General features: G+C 56.3%; 33 protein-coding genes, 2 tRNA genes and 1 riboswitch. Of the genes, 18 read left to right on the forward strand and 17 right to left on the reverse strand.

Annotation, left to right across the window (positions count from 1 at the left end):
* The first annotated feature begins 49 nt into the window (after positions 1–49).
* Positions 50–967 carry an ornithine carbamoyltransferase gene (gene argF / locus HWX89_RS10585; protein ID WP_138794445.1) on the forward strand — a complete coding sequence of 306 codons (918 nt, stop codon included), beginning with the start codon at positions 50–52 and terminating at the stop codon, positions 965–967.
* Positions 968–1,212: 245 nt separating this feature from the next.
* Positions 1,213–2,202 (forward strand): Hsp33 family molecular chaperone, encoded by a 990-nt coding sequence (locus tag HWX89_RS10590; protein ID WP_138794446.1) that lies wholly within the window; start codon positions 1,213–1,215, stop codon positions 2,200–2,202.
* A gap of 49 nt (positions 2,203–2,251) precedes the next feature.
* On the opposite strand, the gene apaG is transcribed toward HWX89_RS10590, so the two are convergent.
* Both apaG and HWX89_RS10600 read right to left on the reverse strand, forming a co-directional pair.
* Entirely contained in the window at positions 2,252–2,644 is a 393-nt protein-coding gene (apaG, locus tag HWX89_RS10595; RefSeq protein WP_138794447.1) for a Co2+/Mg2+ efflux facilitator ApaG/CorD, read from the reverse strand.
* Positions 2,645–2,872: 228 nt separating this feature from the next.
* Positions 2,873–4,057, reverse strand: a complete 1,185-nt coding sequence (locus HWX89_RS10600; RefSeq protein WP_138794448.1) for an O-succinylhomoserine sulfhydrylase — start codon at positions 4,055–4,057, stop codon at positions 2,873–2,875.
* A gap of 43 nt (positions 4,058–4,100) precedes the next feature.
* Positions 4,101–4,179, reverse strand: a riboswitch (SAM riboswitch).
* Between the two features lie 72 nt (positions 4,180–4,251).
* Here HWX89_RS10600 and HWX89_RS10605 point away from each other — a divergent pair.
* The 5 genes from HWX89_RS10605 to HWX89_RS10625 all read left to right on the forward strand — a co-directional run bounded on the left by HWX89_RS10605 (position 4,252) and on the right by HWX89_RS10625 (position 8,137).
* Positions 4,252–5,349, forward strand: a complete 1,098-nt coding sequence (locus HWX89_RS10605; RefSeq protein WP_138794449.1) for a 2'-deoxycytidine 5'-triphosphate deaminase — start codon at positions 4,252–4,254, stop codon at positions 5,347–5,349.
* 56 nt (positions 5,350–5,405) lie between these two features.
* Positions 5,406–5,479 (forward strand) — tRNA-Gly (locus tag HWX89_RS10610).
* 573 nt (positions 5,480–6,052) lie between these two features.
* Positions 6,053–7,210, forward strand: coding sequence for a hypothetical protein (locus HWX89_RS10615; RefSeq protein ID WP_138794450.1), 1,158 nt, complete (start codon positions 6,053–6,055; stop codon positions 7,208–7,210).
* Positions 7,197–7,526, forward strand: a complete 330-nt coding sequence (locus tag HWX89_RS10620) for a hypothetical protein (protein ID WP_138794451.1) — start codon at positions 7,197–7,199, stop codon at positions 7,524–7,526. The genes HWX89_RS10615 and HWX89_RS10620 overlap by 14 nt, the downstream gene beginning before the upstream one ends.
* Positions 7,523–8,137, forward strand: a complete 615-nt coding sequence (locus HWX89_RS10625) for a hypothetical protein (RefSeq protein WP_138794452.1) — start codon at positions 7,523–7,525, stop codon at positions 8,135–8,137. The genes HWX89_RS10620 and HWX89_RS10625 overlap by 4 nt, the downstream gene beginning before the upstream one ends.
* On the opposite strand, the gene HWX89_RS10630 is transcribed toward HWX89_RS10625, so the two are convergent.
* The 15 genes from HWX89_RS10630 to HWX89_RS10700 all read right to left on the reverse strand — a co-directional run bounded on the left by HWX89_RS10630 (position 8,134) and on the right by HWX89_RS10700 (position 15,575).
* Positions 8,134–9,156: a tyrosine-type recombinase/integrase gene (locus HWX89_RS10630; RefSeq protein WP_138794453.1), complete on the reverse strand. Its 1,023-nt coding sequence runs from the start codon at positions 9,154–9,156 to the stop codon at positions 8,134–8,136. The genes HWX89_RS10625 and HWX89_RS10630 overlap by 4 nt on opposite strands.
* Positions 9,143–9,370 (reverse strand): VOC family protein, encoded by a 228-nt coding sequence (locus tag HWX89_RS10635; RefSeq protein ID WP_138794454.1) that lies wholly within the window; start codon positions 9,368–9,370, stop codon positions 9,143–9,145. The genes HWX89_RS10630 and HWX89_RS10635 overlap by 14 nt, the downstream gene beginning before the upstream one ends.
* The gene (locus HWX89_RS10640; RefSeq protein ID WP_138794455.1) at positions 9,367–9,897 is read right to left on the reverse strand and encodes a hypothetical protein; all 531 of its coding nucleotides are present in this window, start codon (positions 9,895–9,897) and stop codon (positions 9,367–9,369) included. The genes HWX89_RS10635 and HWX89_RS10640 overlap by 4 nt, the downstream gene beginning before the upstream one ends.
* Entirely contained in the window at positions 9,894–10,406 is a 513-nt protein-coding gene (locus tag HWX89_RS10645; RefSeq protein WP_138794456.1) for a hypothetical protein, read from the reverse strand. The genes HWX89_RS10640 and HWX89_RS10645 overlap by 4 nt, the downstream gene beginning before the upstream one ends.
* An 8-nt stretch (positions 10,407–10,414) precedes the next feature.
* A complete protein-coding gene (locus HWX89_RS10650; protein ID WP_138794457.1) occupies positions 10,415–10,723 on the reverse strand; it encodes a hypothetical protein in 309 nt (102 codons plus the stop codon).
* The gene (gene dnaN, locus HWX89_RS10655; RefSeq protein WP_138794458.1) at positions 10,724–11,575 is read right to left on the reverse strand and encodes a DNA polymerase III subunit beta; all 852 of its coding nucleotides are present in this window, start codon (positions 11,573–11,575) and stop codon (positions 10,724–10,726) included.
* Between the two features lie 25 nt (positions 11,576–11,600).
* Positions 11,601–12,017 (reverse strand): dATP/dGTP pyrophosphohydrolase domain-containing protein, encoded by a 417-nt coding sequence (locus HWX89_RS10660; protein ID WP_246705130.1) that lies wholly within the window; start codon positions 12,015–12,017, stop codon positions 11,601–11,603.
* On the reverse strand, positions 12,014–12,949 hold the full coding sequence (locus tag HWX89_RS10665; protein ID WP_138794460.1) for a DUF5131 family protein: 936 nt from the start codon (positions 12,947–12,949) through the stop codon (positions 12,014–12,016). The genes HWX89_RS10660 and HWX89_RS10665 overlap by 4 nt, the downstream gene beginning before the upstream one ends.
* The gene (locus HWX89_RS10670) at positions 12,942–13,232 is read right to left on the reverse strand and encodes a hypothetical protein (RefSeq protein WP_138794461.1); all 291 of its coding nucleotides are present in this window, start codon (positions 13,230–13,232) and stop codon (positions 12,942–12,944) included. The genes HWX89_RS10665 and HWX89_RS10670 overlap by 8 nt, the downstream gene beginning before the upstream one ends.
* A 98-nt stretch (positions 13,233–13,330) precedes the next feature.
* Positions 13,331–13,681 (reverse strand): hypothetical protein, encoded by a 351-nt coding sequence (locus tag HWX89_RS10675; RefSeq protein WP_138794462.1) that lies wholly within the window; start codon positions 13,679–13,681, stop codon positions 13,331–13,333.
* Positions 13,678–13,854 carry a hypothetical protein gene (locus tag HWX89_RS10680; RefSeq protein WP_178340699.1) on the reverse strand — a complete coding sequence of 59 codons (177 nt, stop codon included), beginning with the start codon at positions 13,852–13,854 and terminating at the stop codon, positions 13,678–13,680. The genes HWX89_RS10675 and HWX89_RS10680 overlap by 4 nt, the downstream gene beginning before the upstream one ends.
* Positions 13,851–14,051: a hypothetical protein gene (locus tag HWX89_RS10685; protein ID WP_138794463.1), complete on the reverse strand. Its 201-nt coding sequence runs from the start codon at positions 14,049–14,051 to the stop codon at positions 13,851–13,853. Before HWX89_RS10685 ends, HWX89_RS10680 begins: the two co-directional genes overlap by 4 nt.
* Positions 14,052–14,110: 59 nt before the next feature.
* A complete protein-coding gene (locus HWX89_RS10690) occupies positions 14,111–14,293 on the reverse strand; it encodes a hypothetical protein (RefSeq protein WP_138794464.1) in 183 nt (60 codons plus the stop codon).
* Between the two features lie 253 nt (positions 14,294–14,546).
* Positions 14,547–14,876 (reverse strand): hypothetical protein, encoded by a 330-nt coding sequence (locus HWX89_RS10695; RefSeq protein ID WP_138794465.1) that lies wholly within the window; start codon positions 14,874–14,876, stop codon positions 14,547–14,549.
* A gap of 15 nt (positions 14,877–14,891) precedes the next feature.
* Positions 14,892–15,575 (reverse strand): LexA family transcriptional regulator, encoded by a 684-nt coding sequence (locus HWX89_RS10700; protein WP_138794466.1) that lies wholly within the window; start codon positions 15,573–15,575, stop codon positions 14,892–14,894.
* A 361-nt stretch (positions 15,576–15,936) separates the two neighbouring features.
* Between HWX89_RS10700 and HWX89_RS10705 the strand changes: the two genes are divergently transcribed.
* The 11 genes from HWX89_RS10705 to HWX89_RS26645 all read left to right on the forward strand — a co-directional run bounded on the left by HWX89_RS10705 (position 15,937) and on the right by HWX89_RS26645 (position 23,673).
* Positions 15,937–16,012: transfer RNA gene (locus HWX89_RS10705), tRNA-Met, on the forward strand.
* 324 nt (positions 16,013–16,336) lie between these two features.
* The gene (locus HWX89_RS10710) at positions 16,337–16,813 is read left to right on the forward strand and encodes a phage regulatory CII family protein (RefSeq protein WP_138794467.1); all 477 of its coding nucleotides are present in this window, start codon (positions 16,337–16,339) and stop codon (positions 16,811–16,813) included.
* A gap of 8 nt (positions 16,814–16,821) precedes the next feature.
* Positions 16,822–16,977 carry a hypothetical protein gene (locus HWX89_RS10715; RefSeq protein WP_178340700.1) on the forward strand — a complete coding sequence of 52 codons (156 nt, stop codon included), beginning with the start codon at positions 16,822–16,824 and terminating at the stop codon, positions 16,975–16,977.
* The gene (locus HWX89_RS10720) at positions 16,974–17,210 is read left to right on the forward strand and encodes a hypothetical protein (protein ID WP_138794469.1); all 237 of its coding nucleotides are present in this window, start codon (positions 16,974–16,976) and stop codon (positions 17,208–17,210) included. Before HWX89_RS10715 ends, HWX89_RS10720 begins: the two co-directional genes overlap by 4 nt.
* On the forward strand, positions 17,210–17,548 hold the full coding sequence (locus tag HWX89_RS10725) for a DUF2312 domain-containing protein (protein ID WP_138794470.1): 339 nt from the start codon (positions 17,210–17,212) through the stop codon (positions 17,546–17,548). The genes HWX89_RS10720 and HWX89_RS10725 overlap by 1 nt, the downstream gene beginning before the upstream one ends.
* A complete protein-coding gene (locus HWX89_RS10730; RefSeq protein WP_138794471.1) occupies positions 17,545–19,062 on the forward strand; it encodes an MT-A70 family methyltransferase in 1,518 nt (505 codons plus the stop codon). Before HWX89_RS10725 ends, HWX89_RS10730 begins: the two co-directional genes overlap by 4 nt.
* Entirely contained in the window at positions 19,059–20,963 is a 1,905-nt protein-coding gene (locus HWX89_RS10735; RefSeq protein WP_138794472.1) for a DNA cytosine methyltransferase, read from the forward strand. Before HWX89_RS10730 ends, HWX89_RS10735 begins: the two co-directional genes overlap by 4 nt.
* Positions 20,960–21,253 carry a hypothetical protein gene (locus HWX89_RS10740; protein ID WP_138794473.1) on the forward strand — a complete coding sequence of 98 codons (294 nt, stop codon included), beginning with the start codon at positions 20,960–20,962 and terminating at the stop codon, positions 21,251–21,253. The genes HWX89_RS10735 and HWX89_RS10740 overlap by 4 nt, the downstream gene beginning before the upstream one ends.
* 13 nt (positions 21,254–21,266) lie before the next feature.
* A complete protein-coding gene (locus HWX89_RS10745; RefSeq protein ID WP_138794474.1) occupies positions 21,267–22,511 on the forward strand; it encodes a helix-turn-helix domain-containing protein in 1,245 nt (414 codons plus the stop codon).
* A complete protein-coding gene (gene nusG, locus HWX89_RS10750) occupies positions 22,498–23,148 on the forward strand; it encodes a transcription termination/antitermination protein NusG (protein WP_138794475.1) in 651 nt (216 codons plus the stop codon). The genes HWX89_RS10745 and nusG overlap by 14 nt, the downstream gene beginning before the upstream one ends.
* A 354-nt stretch (positions 23,149–23,502) precedes the next feature.
* Positions 23,503–23,673 carry an HNH endonuclease gene (locus tag HWX89_RS26645; RefSeq protein ID WP_246705146.1) on the forward strand — a complete coding sequence of 57 codons (171 nt, stop codon included), beginning with the start codon at positions 23,503–23,505 and terminating at the stop codon, positions 23,671–23,673.
* Positions 23,674–23,712 lie beyond the last annotated feature (39 nt).

A 23,712-nucleotide genomic window follows, 5' to 3' on the forward strand; every position in this document is an offset into this window, starting at 1 on the left:
TTAAGGCGGACCTGCTTTGACAGGTCCGCAAGCATTGGGACAGGGTAGCATGGCTTCACCAAAACATTTTCTCGACCTCTCTGCCGTCGGCTCAGAGGATTTGCGGACAATTCTCGACGATGCGCGGGTGCGCAAGATCGCCACGAAAAACGGTACGGCAGAAAAGCCGCTTGCCGGCAAAATGCTGGCGATGATTTTCGAAAAGCCCTCTACCCGAACCCGTGTTTCCTTTGACGTAGGCATGCGCCAGCTCGGTGGCGAAACGCTTTTCCTCTCCGGTACAGAGATGCAGCTTGGCCGCGCCGAGACCATCGGCGACACTGCCAAGGTGTTGTCGCGTTATGTGGACGCGATCATGATCCGCACCACGGATCACACCCGCCTGCTCGAACTTGCTGAACACGCAACCGTTCCTGTCATCAACGGCCTCACAGATGACACCCATCCCTGCCAGATCATGGCCGATATCCTGACGTTCGAAGAACATCGTGGTCCGGTGAAGGGCAAGACGATTGCCTGGACAGGCGACGGCAACAATGTGCTGCATTCCTTCGTGGAAGGCTCCGCACGCTTTGGCTACCGGATGAACATGGCCGTGCCGATGGGCTCTGAGCCACACGACAAGTTCCTGAACTGGGCCCGCAACAATGGTGGTGACATCATGCTCTGCCACGATGCCGACAAGGCCGTTGCCGGTGCGGATTGCGTGGTCACCGATACCTGGGTCTCGATGAACCAGGAACACAAGGCGCGCGGCCACAACATCTTCCAGCCCTATCAGGTCAATGAAGCCCTGATGGCGAAGGCCGACAAGGATGCAGTCTTCATGCATTGCCTGCCGGCTCACCGTGGTGAGGAAGTGACCGACGCAGTCATCGACGGATCGCAATCGGTCGTTTTCGATGAAGCCGAAAACCGCCTGCATGCGCAGAAGTCCGTCATTGCATGGTGCATGGGCGTCATCTGACGTTCTCCGCACCGCTTGCATGCGGTATCGCAGCAGGTTCTTGAACTTTGCTGCGCCTATAACCATCTGAGGGACTTCAAAGGGCTCGCCGGAAATTACCTGGCGGGCCATCGTCACGTTTTGCACGATTTTGTCTGGCAGTGGTTTCTCTCTCCGGCAACGTGTGCGACAAGCAAAAAAACGAAAGTCGGAACGCCGGGCATTGTCCGGTTGCGGCGCATTTGGCTGCGCCAAGGAGTATGGATATGGCAGACGCAACAGTTGAACTGGATGATCTCGATTTTGCCGGCGACGATAAGGTCGTGCCGTTTCAGGTCGAAGGTCTGGACGTGCGCGGTCGCGCCGTTCAGGTTGGGCCGCTGCTGAATGCTATTCTTGAGCGCCATAATTACCCCGAGCCGGTTGCCCGCTTGTTGGCAGAGGCAACGGTCCTGACGGCTTTGATCGGCACCTCGCTGAAGTTTTCCGGCAAGCTGACGGTTCAGACGAAGGGTGATGGCCCCGTCGATCTGCTTGTCGCGGATTTCTCTGCGCCTGAGAGCATGCGCGCCTATGCGCGGTTTGATGATGAGCGGCTGGCCGAAGCTACGGCTGCTGGCGCAACCTCGCCGGAGCAGTTGCTGGGAACGGGCATTCTGGCCTTCACCATCGATCAGGGCGCGGGCATGCAGCCTTATCAGGGTATCGTGCCGCTCGACGGTTCGTCGCTTGAAGAGATTGCCGGTGTCTACTTCCGTCAGTCGGAACAGCTTCCCACACGGGTGCGGCTCGGTGTGGCGGAGTTCTTTGACCGTGATGCCAACGGCAAGCCACGCCACGGATGGCGGGCAGGGGGCGTGATTGCCCAGTTCCTGCCGCAGGCCCCGGAACGGCTCCGTTCGCGTGATCTTCATGGCGGTGATGGCGACGAGAACGGTCATGGTCATGTCGAAGACGATGCATGGACGGAAGCGGTGACCTTGCTGGATACGGTGGACACCGACGAACTCACCGACCCGCAGGTGCCGGTTGAGCGACTGTTGTATCGTCTTTTCCATGAGCGCGGCGTGCGCATCTACGAACCGCAATCGGTCGTCGATCGCTGCAATTGTTCTCGCGAAAAGATCAAGGGCGTGTTGAGCGGCTTTACGGCCGAGGAGATTGAGGTAAGCCAGGAAGACGGTGCGATTGCCGTGACCTGCGAGTTCTGCTCCACCACCTATCGGTACGACGTCAGCGAACTCGAGAACGCCTGACAAAAACAGCGAAGCCGCACCGGTCCTCTGGTGCGGCCTTTTTCAAATCTTAGTTCAGCACACGCAGAAGTCCTGGCGAATCCAGCGAAAACGCAGGTATCGTTACAGTGAACACTTCGCCGCTGTCTGCTTCCATTTCATAATGGCCAAACATCAGTCCCGATGGTGTGTCCAGCGGACAACCGGATGAATATTCGTAGGTGTCGCCCGGTTTCAGATGCGGCTTTTCACCAACGACGCCAGGTCCGTAGACCTCATCCACCTGTCCATTCTGATCGGTAATGTGCCAGTATCGGTTCACGAGCGTCACTGACAGGTCTGAGTTGTTGGAGATCACGACTTTGTAACCCCAAACATAGCGGTCGTCATCCGGATCGGATTGTTCTTCGAGATAATACGGATCAACCGTCACCTCGATGTCCCTTGTCAGAGCACGGTACATACGCGCCACCTCGAATATTATGCCTTGTGCCTGCATTCTACACTATAGGAGCTGCTTATCGTCAAGAAAATGAACGACTTGCGGAGGTCTTGGGGCTCCAGCCGCTCGGGTTTCGTCCATTAGGGATAACGATAAAGGTAAATTTCGGTTGCCCGAACCAGGCAGTTAAAATCTGAAACCCAATATGTGGACCCTGGCCTGACGTTGTCGCCGGGCCAGGGCAGGAGCTTAAGCGGAGACCGCTTCGAGAGCTTTCGCGAAGTCTTCCAGCAGATCGTCGGTGTCCTCGATGCCGCAAGAAAGACGCAGCGTGCCGCCGGAAATGCCGAGTTCAGCGCGCGCCTCGTCGGTCAGGTTCTTGTGCGTCGTTGTGCCCGGATGCGTGATCAGGCTCTTTGCATCGCCGAGATTGTTGGAAATCTTGACGACCTCCAGCGCGTTCTGCAGTGCGAAGGCCGCATCCTTGCCGCCCTTCAGTTCAAACGCCACCAGCGTCGAGCCGCCGGTCATCTGCTTTGCAATGATGTCAGCTTGCGGGTGATCGGCACGGCCTGGATAGATGACCTTCGCAACCTTGCTGTTGCCAGCCAGGAAATCGGCGATCTTGCCTGCGTTCGCCGTCTGTTGGCGTACGCGCAGCGGCAGGGTTTCGATACCCTTCAGCAGCGTCCAGGCGTTAAACGGCGACATCGCCGGGCCTGTATGGCGGAAGTAATCCTGCAGTTCCTCTTCGATCCACTTCTTGTCGGAAAGGATGACGCCGCCGAGGCAGCGGCCCTGGCCGTCAATGTGCTTCGTCGCGGAATAGACAACGATATGTGCGCCGAGTTCCAGCGGCTTCTGGAAAAGCGGTGTGGCAAATACGTTGTCGACGACAACCTTCGCGCCAATCTGGTTGGCAAGCTTGGCAACACCGGCGATGTCGACCACCTCAAGTGTCGGGTTGGTCGGGCTTTCGAGGAAGAACAGCTTGGTGTTCGGCTGGATCGCCTGTTCCCAGTTGGCCAGATCGCGGCCGTCGATCAGGGTGCACTCGATGCCGTATTTCGGGGCAAGTGTTTCCACCACCCAGCGGCACGAACCAAACAGTGCGCGCGCTGCAACGATATGATCGCCGGCGCGAAGCTGGCACATGATTGCTGCGGTGACGGCAGCCATGCCGGAGGCAAGCGCGCGGGCGTCTTCGGCACCTTCCAGCAGGCACATGCGCTTTTCGAACATGTCGTTGGTCGGGCTTGCGTAACGTGCGTAGATGAAGCCGTCAGTCTCACCCTTGAAGCGTGCTTCCGCAGCCTCGGAGTTTTCATAGACGAAACCCTGCGTCAGATAGATCGCCTCAGACGTCTCACCGTACGGGGAGCGTAGCGTACCGCCGTGAACCAGTTGGGTTGCCGGGCGCCATTTATTGCTCATGTGATCACCTTCAAAACAAAAAAACCGGCCGCAAAAGCAGACCGGTTACAAGCACCCGGTCTTTTTAGCCACTTGTTTAACGTGGCTGCAAGCCGACCGGCCAAATCACCACGGGATAAGCTTGCCTTACTGCCGTTACTGGCTTGCGTCAATGCTTTCCTTTTGGTTTTGTCGCCACAAAAGGGATGATGAAAATGACGAGAACGACAGGCATACTGGCAGATGGCGCAATCAAGGCATTGTTTGCCAGCGGTAAGCTGAAAAGCGAAGCGCCTCTGGATGCCGATCAGGTGCAGCCTGCCAGTCTCGATCTCAGATTGGGTTCGAAGGCTTATCGCGTTCGCGCCAGCTTCATGCCTGGCCCCGGCACACCGGTACTCGACAAGCTTAATCGCCTGAGATTGCACGAAGTCGACCTCAGTGAGGGGGCGGTACTGGAAACCGGCTGCGTCTATATCGTTCCCCTGATGGAGAGCCTCGCTTTGCCTGCCGACATGTCGGCATCGGCCAATCCGAAAAGTTCGACAGGCCGTCTCGATATCTTCACGCGCGTCATCACCGACAATGCGCAGGAATTCGACAAGATCCCGGCTGGCTACACTGGCCCTCTCTACCTCGAAATCAGCCCGCGCACGTTCCCGATCGTCGTGCGCCGCGGTTCGCGCCTGTCGCAGATCCGCTTCCGCATGGGGCAGTCCCTGCTCAACGAAAGCGAATTGCTCGGCCTTCATGCCGCAGAAACGCTGGTTGCCAGTGAAACCCCGAATGTTACGGGTGGCGGTATCGCGCTTTCCATCGACCTCAAAGGTTTCGGGGATGATGGCCTGATCGGTTATCGCGGCAAACACCATACCGCGGTTATCGATGTCGACAAGAAAGCCCAGCACGACGTTCTGGATTTCTGGGAGCCGCTTTATGCACGTGGCCGTGCCGAACTGATCCTTGACCCCGATGAATTCTACATTCTCGTGTCACGCGAAGCAGTGCATGTGCCGCCGCTTTTCGCGGCAGAAATGACACCGTTCGATCCCCTGGTCGGCGAATTCCGCGTTCACTATGCCGGCTTCTTCGATCCGGGCTTTGGTCATGCACAGGCGGGCGGCACGGGTAGCCGCGCCGTTCTGGAAGTGCGCAGCCATGAAGTCCCGTTCATTCTTGAACATGGCCAGATTGTTGGACGCCTTGTCTATGAACATATGCTGGAGAAGCCGGAAGGCCTCTACGGTTCCGGCCTCGGCTCGAACTATCAGGCACAGGGCCTGAAGCTCTCCAAGCATTTCCGGGCCGCCTAAATAGATCCAGTACCGCTTGACAGTTTTTACGAACTGTCGGAATTGTTGTGCAGCAGGCGGGTGTAGCTCAATGGTAGAGCAGCAGCTTCCCAAGCTGAATACGAGGGTTCGATTCCCTTCACCCGCTCCAGCTTATTTCTCAGGGCTTTCCGCTGTTTTTGGCCCTCAGAACAAACCGTGAGTTTTACAGCTAGTTTTACAACCAGTGTTCGCGTTTCGTGCGAAGCAATTCGCTGCCTGTTTTGCTGACCGTGAACCCGCGCGCACCTTGGTGTTATTCTTTCGTCATAATCTGCGCATTCAGGTTGAATGACTGACGAGACATAACCTATACAGGTGAGCTGATCAGCTAGTCCTTCGCGATGCTGCAAATATACAGATGGGGTGCAGTGTGCCGGACTGGTGGGAAAGAGCGGGATACACGAAGCAAGAAGCGTCGCTCCTTCAGCGCGCGTTACTGCGATTGGAGTTGCGATATCGAAGCCCGCATCGGTTTGCAAAAAAAAGCGGCGTTTCGGCAAAATTCAACCGGACTCGATTTGCCGCTCAGAAAAGGAGAAAGGTTCTCAAGTCTCTCCAGAGACCTTTGCCGAGAAATCTGCCTAAGGAGCTTTTGATAGCAAAACCGAGGGTAAACGACAGCCTCGGTTCACTCTGTCCTGACCGGCTCATGAGATGGGTTCCGATCCTGTCTAGGACCAAGGTGATTGACGTCGATCTGACCCACTTTTCCTTTCTAGATAATCCTATTGCGACTATGGAAGCCTTCGCGGAGATCGCCAGGGCTGAGCTAGAGGGAATAAACGTCAGCTTGAATTTCAAGGATCAGAATTGCCTAGACGTCGGGGCGATGTTACTTCTTGAAGAAATCTGGCCTCACCTTTGTCCCGTCTTCAACGGTGGGCAGATTCAGCCGATGGTCGCTCAAATGTTTGAGGCTGTTGGCCTGAGGAAGGTGATGGGATGGAAGCCGCTCACAGCGTCAGAGCGCAACATTGATATTTTCCCCTTTCCCTTCAGACGTCAAAACCGTAGCGGGCGCCCTACGTCCAAGGGCGTAGAACCGCAGACGTCTGCGATCGTAGCTACGCTGGTTGTCCGCTTTATTGATCAATCTCTTCGGCAGACCTCGCGAGTTTCCCTTACGCGGAAGGCACGGCAGAATTTTCATGGACTGATTGGTGAGATTTTAGATAACGCCGGTGCGCATTCCTCGCCAGACCAGAAGGGTGGTTACAGCATTTGTGGATTTCTTGAGCGTAGAGAGGGCGAGGATGGAGATATTTTTCGCTTCAACCTGAGCTTTTTAAGTATGGGCCAGACAATTGCTGACGGCCTTGCCAAGGCGCCGGCAGGGATTAGCAAGGGAATGACTGAATATGTCGATCTGCATAAGAGTGCCCCCGGCCTTACGGAGGAAAATCTTAGGACCGTTTATGCACTAAGGGATGGGGTGACAAGGCTTCCAGAAAAGCTCAATGTGGTAGGAAATAAGTCGCTTGGTGGAACCGGCCTCGCAGACATACTTGATTTTTTTGCTGGACTAGCGCTACTTGCTGATCCTAAGGACAGTCCAAAGCTCGCAATCGTAAGCGGCAACACCTACGTGCAAGCTTCAGGACGCTATTCTAGGGCCAAACGTTTTACTCCTGCGGGTATGACGGAGGTGAGTTCGGTAGTACCGCGTGAACTATGGTTTAACGAAATGAACGTAAAATCGGAACCGCCCGATGTTCGACACGTTTATTCGCTTCCTGGAAGGCTGCAGGGTACACTGGTTACGCTTGGGTTCAATCTTGACCCACATCTGGTAGAGAAGTTGAAAGATGCAAAGAATGGATCAAACGATGACAAAGGTTGATCTTCAGAGGCTTACAAAAGGTGAAGTTGCTGTTCTCTTGGGATTCGAGTACGGCAAGCGCGCCCGTGGGCACTTTAATCTTGATGCATTGGACGATGATGTCGAACCGGTCGAACTCGTCCTGCCTGAGGACTTGGACACCATTGCTCCGTCTTTTGTGCAAGGCTTCTTTGGGAAGAGTGCGCTGAAGTTTGGCAACAAGGAGCGGTTTTACCAGCATTATCTCTTCAGAGGCTGGCCTGAAGACATGCTTCTTCAAATCGATACTGGCCTGTCACGTGCGCTGATGGATCGTTCATCGGCAGTCTCTCATTGACCCAAGCAGACTTGTGGTCATGGCTGGAGACCTTTTGGTCTTGGATCGTGATCGCTGGAGAATATGTTAAGACTCTAGCGGTCGGGTTTTGGGAGCTGGAGCTCAAAGACAAACTGACAATCGGCGGCTTGGGGGTGACGTTCGGTTTCAGTTGCCTGAACTTCAGGCGTACATCACAAGCGCTGAAGGGTACAAAAGCCAACAACCGTGCGGCCAGCTTCGAGCGCGTCAACGGGCCGGCGCTCAATGAGTTTTTCAAAGAGATAAATGAAATCGGTCGTGAAATTTCGGTGGGCGTTAAAGGCTTCGACGATTTAGCTTCCGCTCAGACATTTTTCAAAGAAAAGGTAAAAACTCGCGTCATCAAGGCAGAGCATATGCTCGTCACCGAGATTTATCGAATTTCAGACAGTGCACTCGTGAAAGACGGCACGCCATGGAAGGCTGTGTCCAAAAGCGATAATTGGGAAGAGATTAATAGGGTCACTACGACCTTTATGTCCGCGTCTGATTTGGATGTTGCGATCGCTCATTTTGAGGTCATTAGACGAAATCTCAATGAAATTGCGAAAAGCTTGGAAAAGGTGCGGGGTGACGAAAATAATCTCTAACTATTTTTTTGAGCATTCAGGAGTCTGATCATTTCCTTCGTGGCGGACTGACGGCCAACGTAACGGCGAATAATCTTCTCAACCTCTTCTTCTTTCCAAGCCATGATTTCGGCGATCACGCGAATGGATAGTCCTGCCGTATAGAACTTGGTTGCAGCTGTTCCTCGCAGATCATGAAAGTGGAGATCGTGGTCGAGCATCTCCGCCTTTTCCTTTGCCCGCCAGAACGCCGTGTTGTAGCCGTCTTGTTTCCACGGCTTCTTCTTCGTGCTGGTTAGAACGATGGGAGATCTCTTTGGGATCTTGGCCAGGATCTCATTCAGTGCGTCGTAGCGCGGAATGATAGCCTGCCTGCGGTGCTTGCTCTTGCCGGTCGAGATCACGATGGCATCCGGCCCTATATGCGACCATGACAATTTGAGCAGGTCGCCAATTCGCAAGCCGGTATGGGCTGCGAGGTCGATCACCCACCTCGCTTCGTCTGATGAGCATCCCGCCTTCACCTGGTTGATGTCGGCATCTGTCCAGATAATCTCCGAACGATCAGAACTATATAGGTGTTTGATGCCCTCGGCAGGATTGGAGCTGAGTTTGCCCATGGGGTCGACGCCGTGCGACAGGATGCGAGACAGAACCTGCAAGCCTGTGTCCGCTGCGCGCGGGGTTTCGCTGTACTGGCCTCTCCACTGCCTGATACGAGGCCGGATTTTTTCGGATCTGTTGAACTGCGTTATGCTCAGATTGCCGAAATGATCCGTGATCTTGTCGATCCAAGGACTCCAAACACGCTTAGTGCTGTCGGCCAACTTTTTAAACTCGGTCGCTTTGTAGTTCGTGATGATTGATCGGAAGCGCCCGCTATCGGGCTCCAATCTATTGGCTACGGCTTCATTGTAGGAAGCCATGAAGCGCGTCGTTCCCGGCTCCCCGTCGAGCCTTGGGCCACCGCGCCACGCATAGTAGTAAACATTCCCTTTGACCCTGACGGTGTGGATGCCTTTGAGTTCAACTGTAACCATGCTTCTTGTCAAACTCCGCCAGCTCTCGGTCTAGTTCGTCTTCATCTGCTGCAGCAGGAGGGGTAAAATGCCACCGAAACGTGCCGTCTGGCAATGTGTCGAGTGCAGTGGGTATCAGGCCGTTCTTTTTGAGCGCTTCCAGCGTTGCGTTCACGTCGCTGGTGCGGACTGCTGGTCGACGGGGTTTCTTCTTTGAGGCTTCAAGGGCTGTCATCTTCCGTCCTTCCATGCGTAGAAATCCCCGCGAAGCTTTTTCCACCTCGCCGTGGCGTCCGGATCCGTGTTGAGATCGGCGCGGGAATTGATGTTGAGGATGTTCCGGACGCGGGTTTTTACGCGTTCGTCGTCTGATGCTTCGGCCAGAGCGTGGTTCTGGATGAGATAGCGGCGGAAGTCCTGCTTACCGCACAGCATGGCGCACTCTGCGGCGTGGTCCTTTTTCTTCTCCTGTCGCGCCGGCTGATGCTGTGCTTCAAGTCGGTGGATCTTCGTTGCCGCTGCCTCGATCAACATCACCATGGCGCGAATGTAGGTCAGCGATTTCTCGATGAGCTGGCCGTCGTGATATGGGCATGCGGGGCGGATGATGACGATCGGCGAGATCTCGCCCGTCATGTGGTCGCGCTGGCAGATTTCCGCTTGGGATTCCGCTGAATTGTAAACCCGTTCCCATCCATCTGACACGAGTGGTAATAAATCGCGTGCCTCACGATAGGCGGATTTAGCTTCATCGAAGTTCACTCGTCACCGCCTTTCCGGGAGTCACTTACGGAGTGCCCGATCCCCTCCATCGCGGCGGCCTCTCGGATCGCTGCAACCTCAGATTCAAAAAGCCTTGGTGAATGCCAATCAGGTATGTAGAAGATCGTGTCTGGTCCGGGGTAATTCTGCCTGAAGTATGCCGCGAATGACTGTTCAGTAGCTTGATAGCGAGGACTGTTTTGGCTGAAGATTTGGAAATCGATCTCGGTCGCGATGCCGGAGCAGAGCTCTTTGAGTACCTGGTTGAAGTTGCTGGTGCGCAGGCCGTCGTGACACACATCGGAGGTAGCCACCGTTTCATCAAAATAAAACTCGTGACCGATGATGCTGACGAGCGAGAGAGTCTCGTGAGTTCCATCGAAGTTGTGTGTTACATGAACTCCCTTACTTTTAAGTACCAAAAGTAAACCCGCCACCCTGATAGGGTAGACGCGCTTGTCGTGATCTGTCTTTTTCCTGCATGTGCGGCAAAAGTTCTGGACACTCATCGTCAACCTCAAACCCTCATCGGCATGACAAGGCGGGTCATTTCCGGATCTTGATCGGAGAGCGAAATCGGATGGCCTTTGTCGCTGAGTTTCAGGGTGATCGATCCCTGGCAGCGCTTCACCATGTCGGCCATGTAACGGCAATTGACGCCGATCTCGTCGAGGCCGTCTGGCCAGACTGACGAGGTAGATACCTTTGCCATTCCAAGCTCGGCGTTTTTCACCTCGACGTTAAGTCTGCCTGCAATGCCGTGAAGGCGGATAGCAGATCCTCGCCAGCCTCCGATGGCGGTCGCCTGTCGGATGGCTGACAGCATTTATTCCGTCCGGATCTCGACTTCATGCTGGAGATTTTTGGGAAGAACGCGCTCAATGTCGGGGTACGTTCCGTCGATTAGCTTGCTGCGAAGTGTGATGCCTGGCGCCTTGAAGTCGAGAACCGTGTCGACGATCTGGTTGCCCTTGGCGACGGAAAAGATCTCGATGTCGGCATTAGCAAGAAACTGCGAGATGACCGTCACAGTCTTGCGCGGGATGATGTAGGAGAACTGTGCGCCGTCTTCATTCTTGGCGTAACGGCACAGCGCAAGGCGATGTCCATCGGTGGCGGCCATACGCTTGCCATCTTCGGTTGACGCCCAGTTGACGCCGTTGAGGTAGTATCGTGTCTCCTCGGTCGAAATGCAGCCCGAGACCTTCTTCAATGCCTGGGCGAAATGGCCGTTGGTGAATTTCTCGACGATGCCTGCGCGATCACCGTGAATAACCGGGAAATCAGCGGCGTCGATTGTCTGGATCTCGTAAGACGCGACGCCGGCTGTGATGATGGCGCTGTGCTTGATGCTCGTTGCGCCCGTTTTCGGATTGGTCTCATCCGATTTGGTTGGCTCGATACGAACGCAACCGGTTCCAGCAGCGCCAGCGATCGCGGCGAGGTGACGAGCTGGGACGCAAAGCGCCCATTTACCTGCGCCGTCTATGTCGTCAACATTGATGATGGCGTGCAGATCAAGATCGGTCGCTTCGACAAGCAGTCCCTTGTTGCTGTAGGTCAGGCGCACGTCGTTCAACACGGGGATGGTGTTGCGGACTTCAATGATCGCGTTGGCCAATTTAAGCGCCGACGTAAGAGCCTTGGCTTCGACTTCAACGAAATTTACGGTTTCCATCTTCTCGAACCTTCGCAGTGATTGGTTAAAGGGCTTCGTTGCCGCATTCTGAGGAGCGATCGTGTTCGATTGCCCTCGCAGGATCGGTCGTGCGCCAATCGGGCCAGATGCGGGCCTCGTTGACCTCGTGCTTGCCGTGGATCTCGGCAATAATCTGAGCGGGTGTATGTCCTTGGCGAACAAGCCCGTTGATGCCGAGGAGGATGATGTCGACCCACTCTTTCGGGTCGTTCGGATTTGCCTCGATCTCACGGCATTCCTTGCGAATGTGATCGAGCGTTCCGGCTGTCCGCATTCCCGGTCCGAAGGTGCGAAGGTTCCATTCCGCAAAACCGGCGATCCAATCTTCGTCGATCGACGGCGTCGCGGCTGCGAGTTTTCCTGCCTTGAAGCCTTTTTTGTAAGCCAGCTCGCGCCGCTCTCTGTCTCTCATGCCCATCATGCTGCCCTTTCGATTTCGGGGAATGCGTTGTGCTCGACGCCGTCGAGGGTGCGGCCTGATTTGCGCTTGCCGACGCGGACAGCGCCGCAACCGCTCGGCCATTCGCTCTCGTCGAACCAGTGCGTATCGGGATTGCGGCGCAGTGAAACTTTCACGCTCGGCTCGTCAGGCTCGAACAGCGTCATGTCGCCGTGATCTTCAAAAATACCGGTCGCCCATTCGCCGTTCTGCTTGTGGTGAAACGGTCGGTCGGCGTCGGCTGCGGCGTCGCGGATCATCCGAAACCATTCCGGATGGGTAGGGCGGGCCTTGTGTGCGCCCTGGTCGGTTTCGCCGCCGGTAATGAGCCAATCCGGCAGGACGCAATGGTCAAAACGGATTGGTCCCAGCAAAGGCTCAAAGCTGACGAATGTGAAAATCGGACGTGTTGCGACCTTCGCAAGCTCCAGCTTGGACCAGTCACGACGCCATTCCTGCTGATTGCAGACGGTCGCGCCAATGGCGACGTTGCGAGGCAGTGCCGTGCCGCCATGTGCGGGGTTGGTCATTCTCTCCACGTTGCCAATGCGCTTGGTTAGCAACAACCAGATCAGGAACGGGGTGTCGTCTATCAGTCGGAAAAAGCGCTCCCGCCACGCGGCAGGAACGAAGTTGTCGAACGGATCGCAAAGCGACGGAAACACGAAAGGCGGTCGCTGCGCGTCAGCTTTCGCGGCCTTACGGTTCCAGCCAAGCGGCTTCTTCCAATAGCTTTCCGACATGAGGCTACGCGTGCCTTCACCATATCCCGGCGCGCCCCACTCGGCGCGATGCATGCGCGTGTCCATGAGCTGCGCGGCATAACATCCGTCGCATGCGGGGCTGATGCGTGTGCAGCCGGTCCACGGCGACCAGGTGTAGTCGGTCCAAGAGATCGCGGTCGTTTCAGCCATGGGGATTTTCCAACGCCAATGCGTAGATCTTCGGGCACGGCAGGGTGATGCTGCTTGCGTGCTTTCGGATGACGATCGTTCCGAAGTTGAACCGTGCCTCACGGTAGGTCTTGCCGGTCATCGGAACTTTGACCCTCAGACGGGTAAAGCGCGCGGTCACCTGTTTGACGTTGACGCCGTAGTAGTCGGCGATCTGGACGCGCCCCATGCCGGTGTTGGCGCACTGCAGAAGCCCGACGTTGTTTGGCAGCTTGGCGCGACCTGGTGCGTTGTTCTGCTTCATGTCACGCACCCCAGATCAGGAGGCCAGCCAGCAGCGCGACGGCGAAGAACATACCGACGCAGGTCTGAATGGTGCGCGCCTCGTGTACGATTGCGGCCTTAGTCATTGTTCATGCTCCCGTTGACCTGGAGCCACTGACGCAGGGCGCGCATAAGATCGCGGTCGCGGTTGCTGGCTCCGGAAATGTTGATGATGGGCAAGGCGGCGCGCAGGATGGATTCCAGCGTATCGCCAACCATGGTTGCGTCGTGGTCCGGCAGGTTTCGGCCTATGGTCACGACCTCGAAGGCGTGGGCGATATCGGCCTGTGCGCCGATAAGCTGTGTGTTCGCCTTTGCGAGTTGACGCTCGATGTAGGCGTCGCCTTCCGACTTGGTTGCGGTCGCATTTGAAAACACGAGGCGTACGGGCGGGCGGCGCTGCTGCAGGATGTTGATCTCCGCGCTCATTGCCAGATCCCTCCCTGATTGCGCAGGTCGACGACTTGCACAGCGGGTGCCGTGGGACGGAAGTGCGCGAGGGTGATAACCACGATCTCGATTGCGCAAAGCGCCTCGATGTCGGAGCGCATTGCCTCACTGGCGGCATCCATGCGGAAGCGGACAAAGAGAATACGGATCATGTGCGCGCGTCCTTCGCCAGGTGGCGCTCGTATTCGACGACGCGGGAACCGCAGATCGACGCGGCCATGAACAACGCAAGAAAGGCAACAGCAGTCACGCTGATGACAATCGTGCGGCACAGTGGCATCGGCTGCGCCTTGTGAAAGGTGCCGAGGTTTTTACAGGTTAGCGGGTAAGTGGGGGATATCTGGGTCACGTTGGCCTCCATCCGTTCGGGAAACCGCCTCCGCAGAGACGGAAACCGGAACGGGTGATTCAGGCCGCTTCCAAATGCGCGTCGTCGTTCGCCTTCATGCGTGCCTTTTCGTGCAGGCGGTCGATATCGGCGGTCGGAAAATAGAGATTGAGCTGCTCACGGGTGCAGCCTTCGCCAAACCGGCGCATCGCTGCGGCCATGGCGTTGATCTTTTCATTGTCGTTCATCGCACTGACGTTCATGTCGGTCTCCATCCGTTGAGGGGTGGACCGGACGGCGCGAGGCTGGTGGGGGTAGGGGTCGCCGTCCGGTCTTCTTCCAGATTGTCCAAGCCGTTAGGTTTTCGGCTTGAATGGAGCGTAAAATAATACGTATTAAATTACGTCGTCAATGGGGGTGCGTATAAAAATACGCCATAGCGGGCGTGACAATACGCATCGCCTCCCTGGGGAGCGATGTTTTCGTTGGGGTTTTAGGCCGAATCGATTGGTTGTTTTATTTTACGGAGAGGTCGCCAGCGTTCCACTGTGCAAGCAGTTTCTTTGATTTGTGGCTTCTGAACTGAATGTCAACGAGGACTTTGTTCGGGCCAACGATCGCGCACTGCAGATTCTTGGCGATTCCAACCTTCGCGTCATAGCTGCTGTTGGAGTACGCGTTTTCGTCGACGATCACGACGATAGCTCCGCCATCGTTTGCGAGTGTCTTAATAAGACCGAGGCGCTGCCCTTCGACAATCTTCTCCTGACACGCTTCCTGTTCCAGCGCAAAGGCAGGATGCGCGAAAGCGCATAGGGTTAGGAAGGCTGCGATGGTGTGCTTCATTGCCGTTGTGACCCGCTAGACTCCAAACAATTCGTTTGTCGTGAGTACTTTGTGAACGCTGACAATTGTCTCGCGAGATATTTGCACCTCTGCGAGTGGATTGTGCTTCTTGATGATGACGAATTTTTCTGTGCGCTTCAGGTAGATGCCAAGCGTGCCTTCGAACCCGTCTTCTTCGATGTTGCGGCACTGAATAATGACCGCATCGCCTGCTCTTGGCGGCTTATTTGGGTGGACGTAAATCAGATCCCCTGGGAAATACTGTGGTTCCATCGAAGTTCCCTCGACAAAGAGAGAGTAAATCCCTTTCGCTCCCATTAGGGCGGGAGGTCGTCTTACGTAATCAACCGGTCCAGGCATTAACTGAAAAGCACCCCTTGAGTGAGATCCTGCGGCCGTTCCCATGACCGGAACGTCGTTTGGCATAAAATCCCTTCTAGGGACAGGGATGTCTGTTTCGGATGTGTTCGGAACAGCGCGAGCAACTTGAGAATCGGATTGGCCTGTTAGCCATTCTGGAGTTGTCTCAAGTGCGATTGCAAGCTTAGCGATTGTGTCTATGCGGGGATTTTTCGTGCTTCCGTCTAGGATCTTTCTCAACGTCTCTTTGGCGCCCGTAGCCTCAAGAGAGACGCGCTGCACGGCTTTCCCCAGCTCGGAAAGTCTCTGATTAATTCGGTTTATCAATACGTTGCTCATGTTGCGTATTATATGACGCGCAAAGCGCCACCCAAAGAGTAATAAAATACGTTGACAAGGCGTAATTAAATACGCATTTTCCGCGTATGACCTTACGAGAACAGTTGATCACACTCGCTGACTGCTACTGCCGCTTCACTGGCAGATCGGAATCGCGCGTCTCGACGCAAGTTTTCTCGGGGGGCAAGCGCCTTCAGCAGATCCGTGAGGGGGGAGACATAGGCACTGTTGGTTTTGAGCGCGCAATGCAGTGGTTCTCGACCAACTGGCCAAAGGAGTCTGGCTGGCCGGACAATATCCCACGGCCTAACACTAATGACGATTTGGAGGCCGTTTGATGCTTGGCCTCTCACATTTTCAACGCAGCGTGGGGAAGTGGTCATCCCGCGTGGTTCATACCCACGATGTCGCAGGTTCAAATCCTGCCGCTGCAACCAATCCCGCCGTTCAAAGGCCAGAACACGAGCGGGAAACCGGACGGAAGAAATGCACGCCTGGCGCGGGTTCTTTCGTCCGGAACGTTTCAAGTGCTGCGCGCTGGGTCGTCCCCTTGTTGCCGCGCACCCGCCGTGACGCTCCTCCTCCCGGCTCCGGCGGCCTTTTTCTTTCGTTGTCATCATCGCTTCTGTTCCTTGTTGCGCCGTCGCTCAGATGGCGGGGCTACGGTTGATCTGATGAGCAACGAATAAGCCGCGCCCGCGCGGGCTTCACCGAATCCTTTTCCGATTTTCTTTCCTTGACGCGTTTTCAGGGGTGTTTTCGTGCGCACTATTTCCGAAGAAGAGATCCGCAGCCTGAAGGGCGCGACCGAGGCAAGCTACAAGCTGGGCGGTGGCGTCACTGATTTTCCGCTGCTGACACGCGTCAACGTTTCGACGCTCTCAAAGTATGCCAGCTTCAATGATGAGAACCGGGAAGCGCTTATCCCGATTGACGTAGCCATCGAATCCGACCGCCGCGCCAAAAGTCCGGTGATCGTTGGCGCGATGGCGCGAAAACTTGGCTTCAAGCTGGTTGTCGATGACGAACTGCAGCCTGAGGCGCGGCCCATCAATGAGGCCGACATGATGGACCTGATGTCCGAGTTTGCGGACGTCATCAAGGTTGTGCAGGAAGCCAAGATTACCGGCACACTGGGCACTGCTGCTGTTACGAAGCGCATCACCAAAGAAGTTCATGAACTGATCCGTGAACTGAAAGAGCTAATGGTCAACGCGCCGCAAAGGCCTGACCGATGACGCTTTTCATGGCCGAAACCAGCCGCTCAAAGCTCGTTAAGGACGCCCGCACCGCACGGGTTCTTGAGCTTTGGGAAAGCGGCAAATCCACCCACGAAATCGCAACCGAACTGGACCTTGCCGAGAGCGAGGTTTGCCGCATTCTTGAGGAGGCAGGACATTGAAACCCAACGAAAGCGTTATCGATTTTCCGTCTGTCTCCGACGCTGCTCGCGCGTTGCTGCGCGAGGTTCGTTTCGCAGGGCACAGGATGAGTATTTCCGGCGAGGCAAAGCCCCGCGCGCTCGCGCTCGAACTATGTGGGGCCGGTTATGTCCGCACCGGCGAAACTGAGTGCGATCTTCGTTTAACCGGCTTCGGTGAAGCGTACCTCGATCAACTGATGAGGGCGCACTAATGGCGGACGAATACGATCCTTACGCAATCCACGGTCAAGCGCCGGAAGAGAAACGGCGCGCTGGCGAACGTCCTGGCGACAAACTTGGCACTGAGACCGTCGCTGCCTCGCACCTTCGGTCTTTCGTCGAGAGAATGGAGCGCCTGGCCGAAGAGAAGGAAGTCATCAAGGATGACGAAAAGGCGGTGATGGCCGAAGCGAAAGCGATGGGCTTTGACAACAAAGCTATCCGCAACATTCTTCGCATCCGCAAGAAAGATCCACAGAAGCTGGCTGAGGAACTTTCGATACTCGACATCTACCTCGTTGCTCTCGGTATGGATGAGGGCTTGCGATGACGGTGGTTGGTGAGAGAAAGCGGGCGATTCTTGCCCATGCGTGCGAACATGGTCGTTTCGATGCAGAGAACCAGAGTGATGGTAAGTCTGCGGGTATTCTCCATATGGCAGGCTATTTGGCACGCGATCCGAAAGTCTCGGGACGATTTTATCCAACGACTGCCGCATTTGAAGAAGGAGGCGTAACGCCAAGCCGTCGCTTCGATGTCGAGCGAAAGATCTCATCAATCGTCGTTGGCAAGCGGTTGCGGACACTCGACGAGGACAAGGTCGCAGCGCTCATGGCTTCCATCCCTGAGCATGGCTTGCGTAATCCTGTTTCCGTTTACGGTAACGAGGCAGACGAGACAGTCGAGCTGTCTGCTGGAGAGCATCGACTTGAGGCGATGCGGCGACTTGGCAGGGAAACTATCCCGTGTGTTCATTATCAGGGTGATGCGCTTGATCGCGAGCTTTGGGAAATCGATGAAAACCTGATCCGAAGCGACCTCACGCCCGCTGATAGGGCACTGTTCGTCTTTCGGCGCAAGGAAATTTATCTCCTTAAGCACCCTGAAACCGCAAACGGTGGAGACCGCCGATCAGATCGCCAACTTGGCGAACTGAAATCCACTGATGCCAAGAGGTTCACTGCAGCAACCGCTGAGGCCACAGGGCAATCGGAGCGCGCTGTACAGAGAGACGCCGAGCGTGGTGAGAAAGTCTGCGAACGTGCCTTGCGAATGCTTTCTGGCACGCCGCTGAATACCGGCGCTACACTTGATCGTCTAAAGCGTCTCTCGCCCGAAGAGCAGGTTGTATGGATCGATGGCTCACTGCGTGAGCGTCGGCGGGTGCAGGATGAAGCCAAGCAGATCCGCACCGAGACCATGAAGATCAACAGGACTGTCCGGAATGAGATCGTCAGTGCCATTGCCTCAAAGGGGCGCACGTCGGTTGGCGAAATGCCGCGTGCCGCGTTTCCGGTTGGTTATGTCGATGCGCCTTGGCAGCAGGAAGCATGGTCGGATGTAACGGGGCAGGACAAGGGGCTGTTGTACCCCTCCATGCCCCTTGAAGAAATCATGGCCCTGTGCGCTGGCGAAAGATCGCCGTTTACGCCGGATGCTGTGCTGTTCTTCTGGGTGCCGATGAATCGGATCGATGACGGTATTGCTGTCATGCGCGCGTGGGGCTTTGAGTTCGTCACCGCCATCGTTTGGGACAAGGTAGACATAGGGATGGGCCGTTGGGTCCGTGACCGTGCAGAGCTGCTGTTGATCGGGAAGCGAGGCAAGATTTCTCTCGCGCCCGAAATGGGAACACAGCCTCCCAGCCTCTATGCCGAGAAGAAAACTGAACATAGCCGAAAGCCAGTATGGTTTGCTGAGCAGATTGACCGGCTCTATCCTTCTTTGCCGAAACTCGAAATGTTCCAGCGCAAGGAAAGTCTTGCCGATGGCGATATCAGGCTGACCGGAAACTGGTCGTTCTGGGGCAACCAGGCTGGCACGCCGGAAGGCGGTGCAGCATGAACGCCTACGCCGGAAACCTCTTCGACCTTCGCCAATCTGTTGCCGTTCCTGCTCTCGGTCCACATGGTCCATTCATCGTCGATAGCTTCGCTGGTGGCGGTGGCGCGTCTACCGGTATTGAACAGGCGCTTGGCCGGTCGCCTGACTTCGCCATCAATCACAACGCGGCGGCTCTGGCGCTGCACGAGGCAAATCATCCCGAGACAATCCACCTCTCGGAAAACGTCTACAAGATCGATCCGCTCGATCACTTGCGCGGCAAGCATATTGGCCTCGCCTGGTTCTCCCCCGATTGCAAGCATTTCAGCAAGGCGAAGGGCGGCAAGCCGGTTGAGCGCAACATTCGCGACCTGTGCTGGATCATTCCTGGCTGGATAGAGCGCATCCAGCAGAGCGGTGGCAAAGTCGATGTCGTCATCATGGAAAATGTCGAGGAGTTCAAGGATTACGGCCCGCTGATCCAGACCGACAAGGGATTGCGGCCAGATCCGGAGCGCAAAGGTCAGGCTTACCAGAAATGGTGCAAGAAGCTGCGGCAGCTCGGCGCGAAAATGGAGAGCCGCGAGATCCGTGGGCGCGATTACGGTGCCACGACCATCCGCAAGCGGCTCTTTGTCATCATGCGTTTCGACGGCCAGCCGATTGTTTGGCCGGAGAAAACGCACGGCGCGCCCGATGACGCTGACGTTATCGCCGGTCGTAAGTTACCGTGGCCAATCATGGCCGATGAGATCGACTGGAGCCTGCCGTGCCCGTCGATCTTCGACACCTCTGCCGAGATCTGGGAAAAATTCGGTGTTCGCTCGGTGCGGCCAATTGCCGAAGCCTCACAGGCTCGCGTTGCGCGTGGGTTTGACCGGTTTGTCCTGAAGGCAAAGCGGCCTTTCCTCGTCAATTTGACGCATGGTGGAAGGATCGAAGATCTCGACGACAGTCTGAAGACAATCACGGGGGCGCATCGTGGTGAGAAAGCGCTGATTTCTCCGTCCGTCCAGCGTTTCAATACTGGTGCGACCGGCGTTGCCATGGACGATCAGCTTCCGACGATCACGGCAAACAGCTACATCAAGCGTCCCGGTGGCGCAGCACCTCTCGGCTTGCTGGCGCCGGTTCTGACCTATGCTCAGCAGGGCGGCGCTTGCCGTTCCGTATATGGGCAGTCGCATACCATCACCGCCAGCAAGAAAGATCAGAATTCCGTTCTGGTCGGCTACATGGCTCAGGCCAATAATGACAGCCGGCGTGTCGGCGGCGTAAATCCGGGCCGTCCGCTGGATGAGGCGTTGTCGACCGTAACGCAGACCGGCAGTCAGCAGCAGCTCGTCTCCGCCTATATCGCGCGCGATTTCGGAACCTCAACCGGTCACAGCGTCACAGAACCTTCTGCGACGATCATGCCGGAAGGGCAGGGCAAGAGCCGCCTGATCATGCCGTACCTGCAATCTTACTACGGGACCGGCGAAGGCGCCCGTGAGGACGACGCCTGCCGCACGATCACGACGCGTGATCGCTTCGGGCACATCGAAGCGACCGTGGACGTTCCGCCCTTCACGGAAGCACAGGCCGCGCGGGCGCGGCAGGTTGCAGACTTCCTGCGGGCGCATGGCGTCTGGGATGAGCGTGAGTTCGTCACCATTGAAATCGACGGCGTAGTGTTCGTCGTTGTCGACATCGGCATGCGCATGCTGTCGCCGCGTGAGCTTTTCAATGCTCAGGGCTTCCCGCGTGACTATCAGATCGACGGTTATTTTGACCGTTCGCAGGGCGATGCGCCGGTATGGATGCCGTTCTCGAAGGAGGTGCAGGTCTCCTGCGTCGGCAACAGCGTTTGCCCACCTGTCGCAAAGGCTCTGGTCGCCGCAAACTGCGGCTACCTCGCAGTCACGGCGGTGGCGGCATGAACCTGCTCATTCCACGCATTGAACGGCTTGAGGCGGCGCGGACACGCGAGGAGCGGGCGGCGTGGCTGCTGACGTGCCCGCTCGACGTTCTTCTCTCCTGCGAAATGACCATCCGGAACCGGCTGCTCAATGCCCATTTCCGCGAGGGCCTCGACTATCTCGACATCGAACTGACAGATCTGCGGCGCGAGCGCGGCGCAGACGGGGACAAATCATTGCGCATGGAAGTCGGTGCAGCACGAGGGCGTCTGGAACGCATCGCGCTCGGCATTCCTGTGGTACGGTATTAAGGGGGACGGGCAGATGAATGAGCCCAGACTATCCATCATTCCCGGCTGGATCATCGCAGATCCGCGCCTGAAAGGGAAAGACCTGCAAGTGCTCTGCATGCTTGGCCGGAACGCGAACACGCGCCACGGGTGGTGTAGGCGTAGCCAGGTGAAGCTTGCGCAGGCGCTGAGCTGCTCGCGTTCGACGGTGCAGGCTTCCATTACGCGGCTCGTCGAAATCGGCGCGTTAGAACGACGTGAGGTTCTCAGCTCCAGTGGCCGCGACAGCGCACACTGGTATCGCGTGATCTACGATTCTGCCGTCGATAGCTCTGCGTTTGATGCATGGGACGAGGACGATCAAAAGGAATTTGATCCTAATTCTGAGGGTGATCATTCCGCACCCCCTGCCGGTATATCGGCACCCCCTGCCTACCCAGAGTCGGCACCCCCTGCCGACTCTAGACCGGCACCTATTAACGCCTATCCTTTAACGCCTGATGCTGAACGAAAAGAGAGAGACGCGCCTGCGGGCGGTGTTTTGAGGAATGAGGAAGAAAATCCGAAATTGATCGAAACGGCGTTCAAGCGGTTCTTCGTTGGTTGGAAAACCGCCATCAGCGACAGCGAGCCGGATGCACGCCGGGAATGGGCATTGCTCACGCCGGAGGAGAGGGCGCAGGCTCTGGAGCATTCCGACGCCTACCAGGCAGCAGCGTTGTCGATCGGACGCAAGCATCTCTGCTCCGCAGCAAAATACCTCAAGGAGCAGCGCTGGACGAAGCTTTCCGCCCAAAAGGTCGTATCTCCGCAGGCAGAGAGCAAGGAGGTCTTCACGGTGTTCTCTCGCGCTGGCCGCGCCCTGCTGACCTCAAAGCTTCTGCAGCCGGTCCGGGCATTGTCGTTGACGACGCTGGAGCAGCACATCATCGACAATAACCCGGAGAAGAGCGACCTCATCTGGCGGGACAAGAACGAGAAGCAAGGCTGGCCAGAGGCTGTGCAGCTCATCGAACGCAAGCGCTTCACTGTCGTCAACCGCATCGTTGAGATCAGCAAGGACTTTGAAAGGGTCTCTGTGGGTGGTGAGGTCTGGGAGGCTTGGAAGCGCGCCTATGCGGAGCGTTGCTGGCCTTGGCCTTCTGCTCCTGAAGTCTTGGAGTTCGCGCAGTTCCCACGTTTGCCACCTGATGTGAGCGACCTGGACGCTGCTGTCGCTGTGGCCATCGACAACTTCAATGCAAGACTGAACGAGGGACGGAACGATGATGCAGCATAAGTTTGGTGATATCTCGCATGTCTCTCTGATGGGTATAATGAAGCTTGAGCGCATTGCGAGGGACACAGCGCGGATCGCTCACGAGCGCGAATCGGCATCGAAAGTGAGGGCGCATAATTCAACCGAATCGGCGTGGGTGATCGCCCGAGTGGGCTATGGGCGAGAAAAGTCTGTTGAAAGTGCCATGATCGAGGCCGGTATTGAGGCTTGCGTCATCATGAGAATGGGGCCGGAAAGAAAGCGTCATGGACGGCGGTTGCCAGCCTCTAGCCTGCCTGTCTTCAACGGAATTGTGTTCGTTTACTGCCTGCCTGATAACCATGCTTTGCGCGGTATCCTGTCTTTTGAGGGTGTGAAAAACATCGTTATGGGCAGCGACAAAGCCATTCGAGTTAGTTGTGAAACTATCAATGAGTTCAAGGAATTGGCGCACAGCGGTGCTTATGACTTCAGCCGGAGCGCTGGCGCTATCAGGAAGGGCGACAAGGTCAGGATAACGAGTGGCCCGTTCGTTGGTTATGAAGTGTCGGTGGACGCATTCGGAGAGGGTGGGCATGGCGATGCTGTTGTCACCGTCGTGATCTTTGGAAAGCCAACAGTGTTCAATATGCCGCTTGCAATGCTTGAGAAGTTGTGAGTACAAATCTGCTCACGGTCGATGCGGTTCTTAGTGGCGATTACGTTTCACGCCCGCACCCAGTCCTGACAGTCTCCCAAGCGAGACACCGATTCAGGGCCAGTGCTACAGCTATGCGACCATGACGATGAGGCGACCAGCAGGTCGCCTTTTTGCATTGTGGGTATGGGCAGACTTACCACTCTCAAATCACGGATCGGCAAGCTGCCGCCTCGTCTTGGTCCAATGCCGGGCGATGAGCAGGATAGAAACCGTCAGCGCGACAACAGTCTTGCATACCGATCTTGGTACAAGACAAGCCGATGGCAGAAGCTTCGAATGTCAGTGCTGATCCGAGACCTCTTCACTTGCCAGATGGTTGGCTGCGGTCGCGTTGATGGCAATACGTCGAGATTGGTAGCTGACCACAAGATGCCGCATCGCGGTGATGAGCAATTGTTCTGGAATGAGAACAATCTGCAGTGCCTTTGCAAGCCTTGTCACGACCGATTGAAGCAAAAGCAGGAACGAGCCGCTGGTCGGTAGGGGGGGGCGGTCAAAAGTCTCGAAAGCCCTTCGCCTCTA

The organism is Rhizobium sp. RM, assembly GCF_013390595.1.
GTDB lineage: Bacteria > Pseudomonadota > Alphaproteobacteria > Rhizobiales > Rhizobiaceae > Agrobacterium.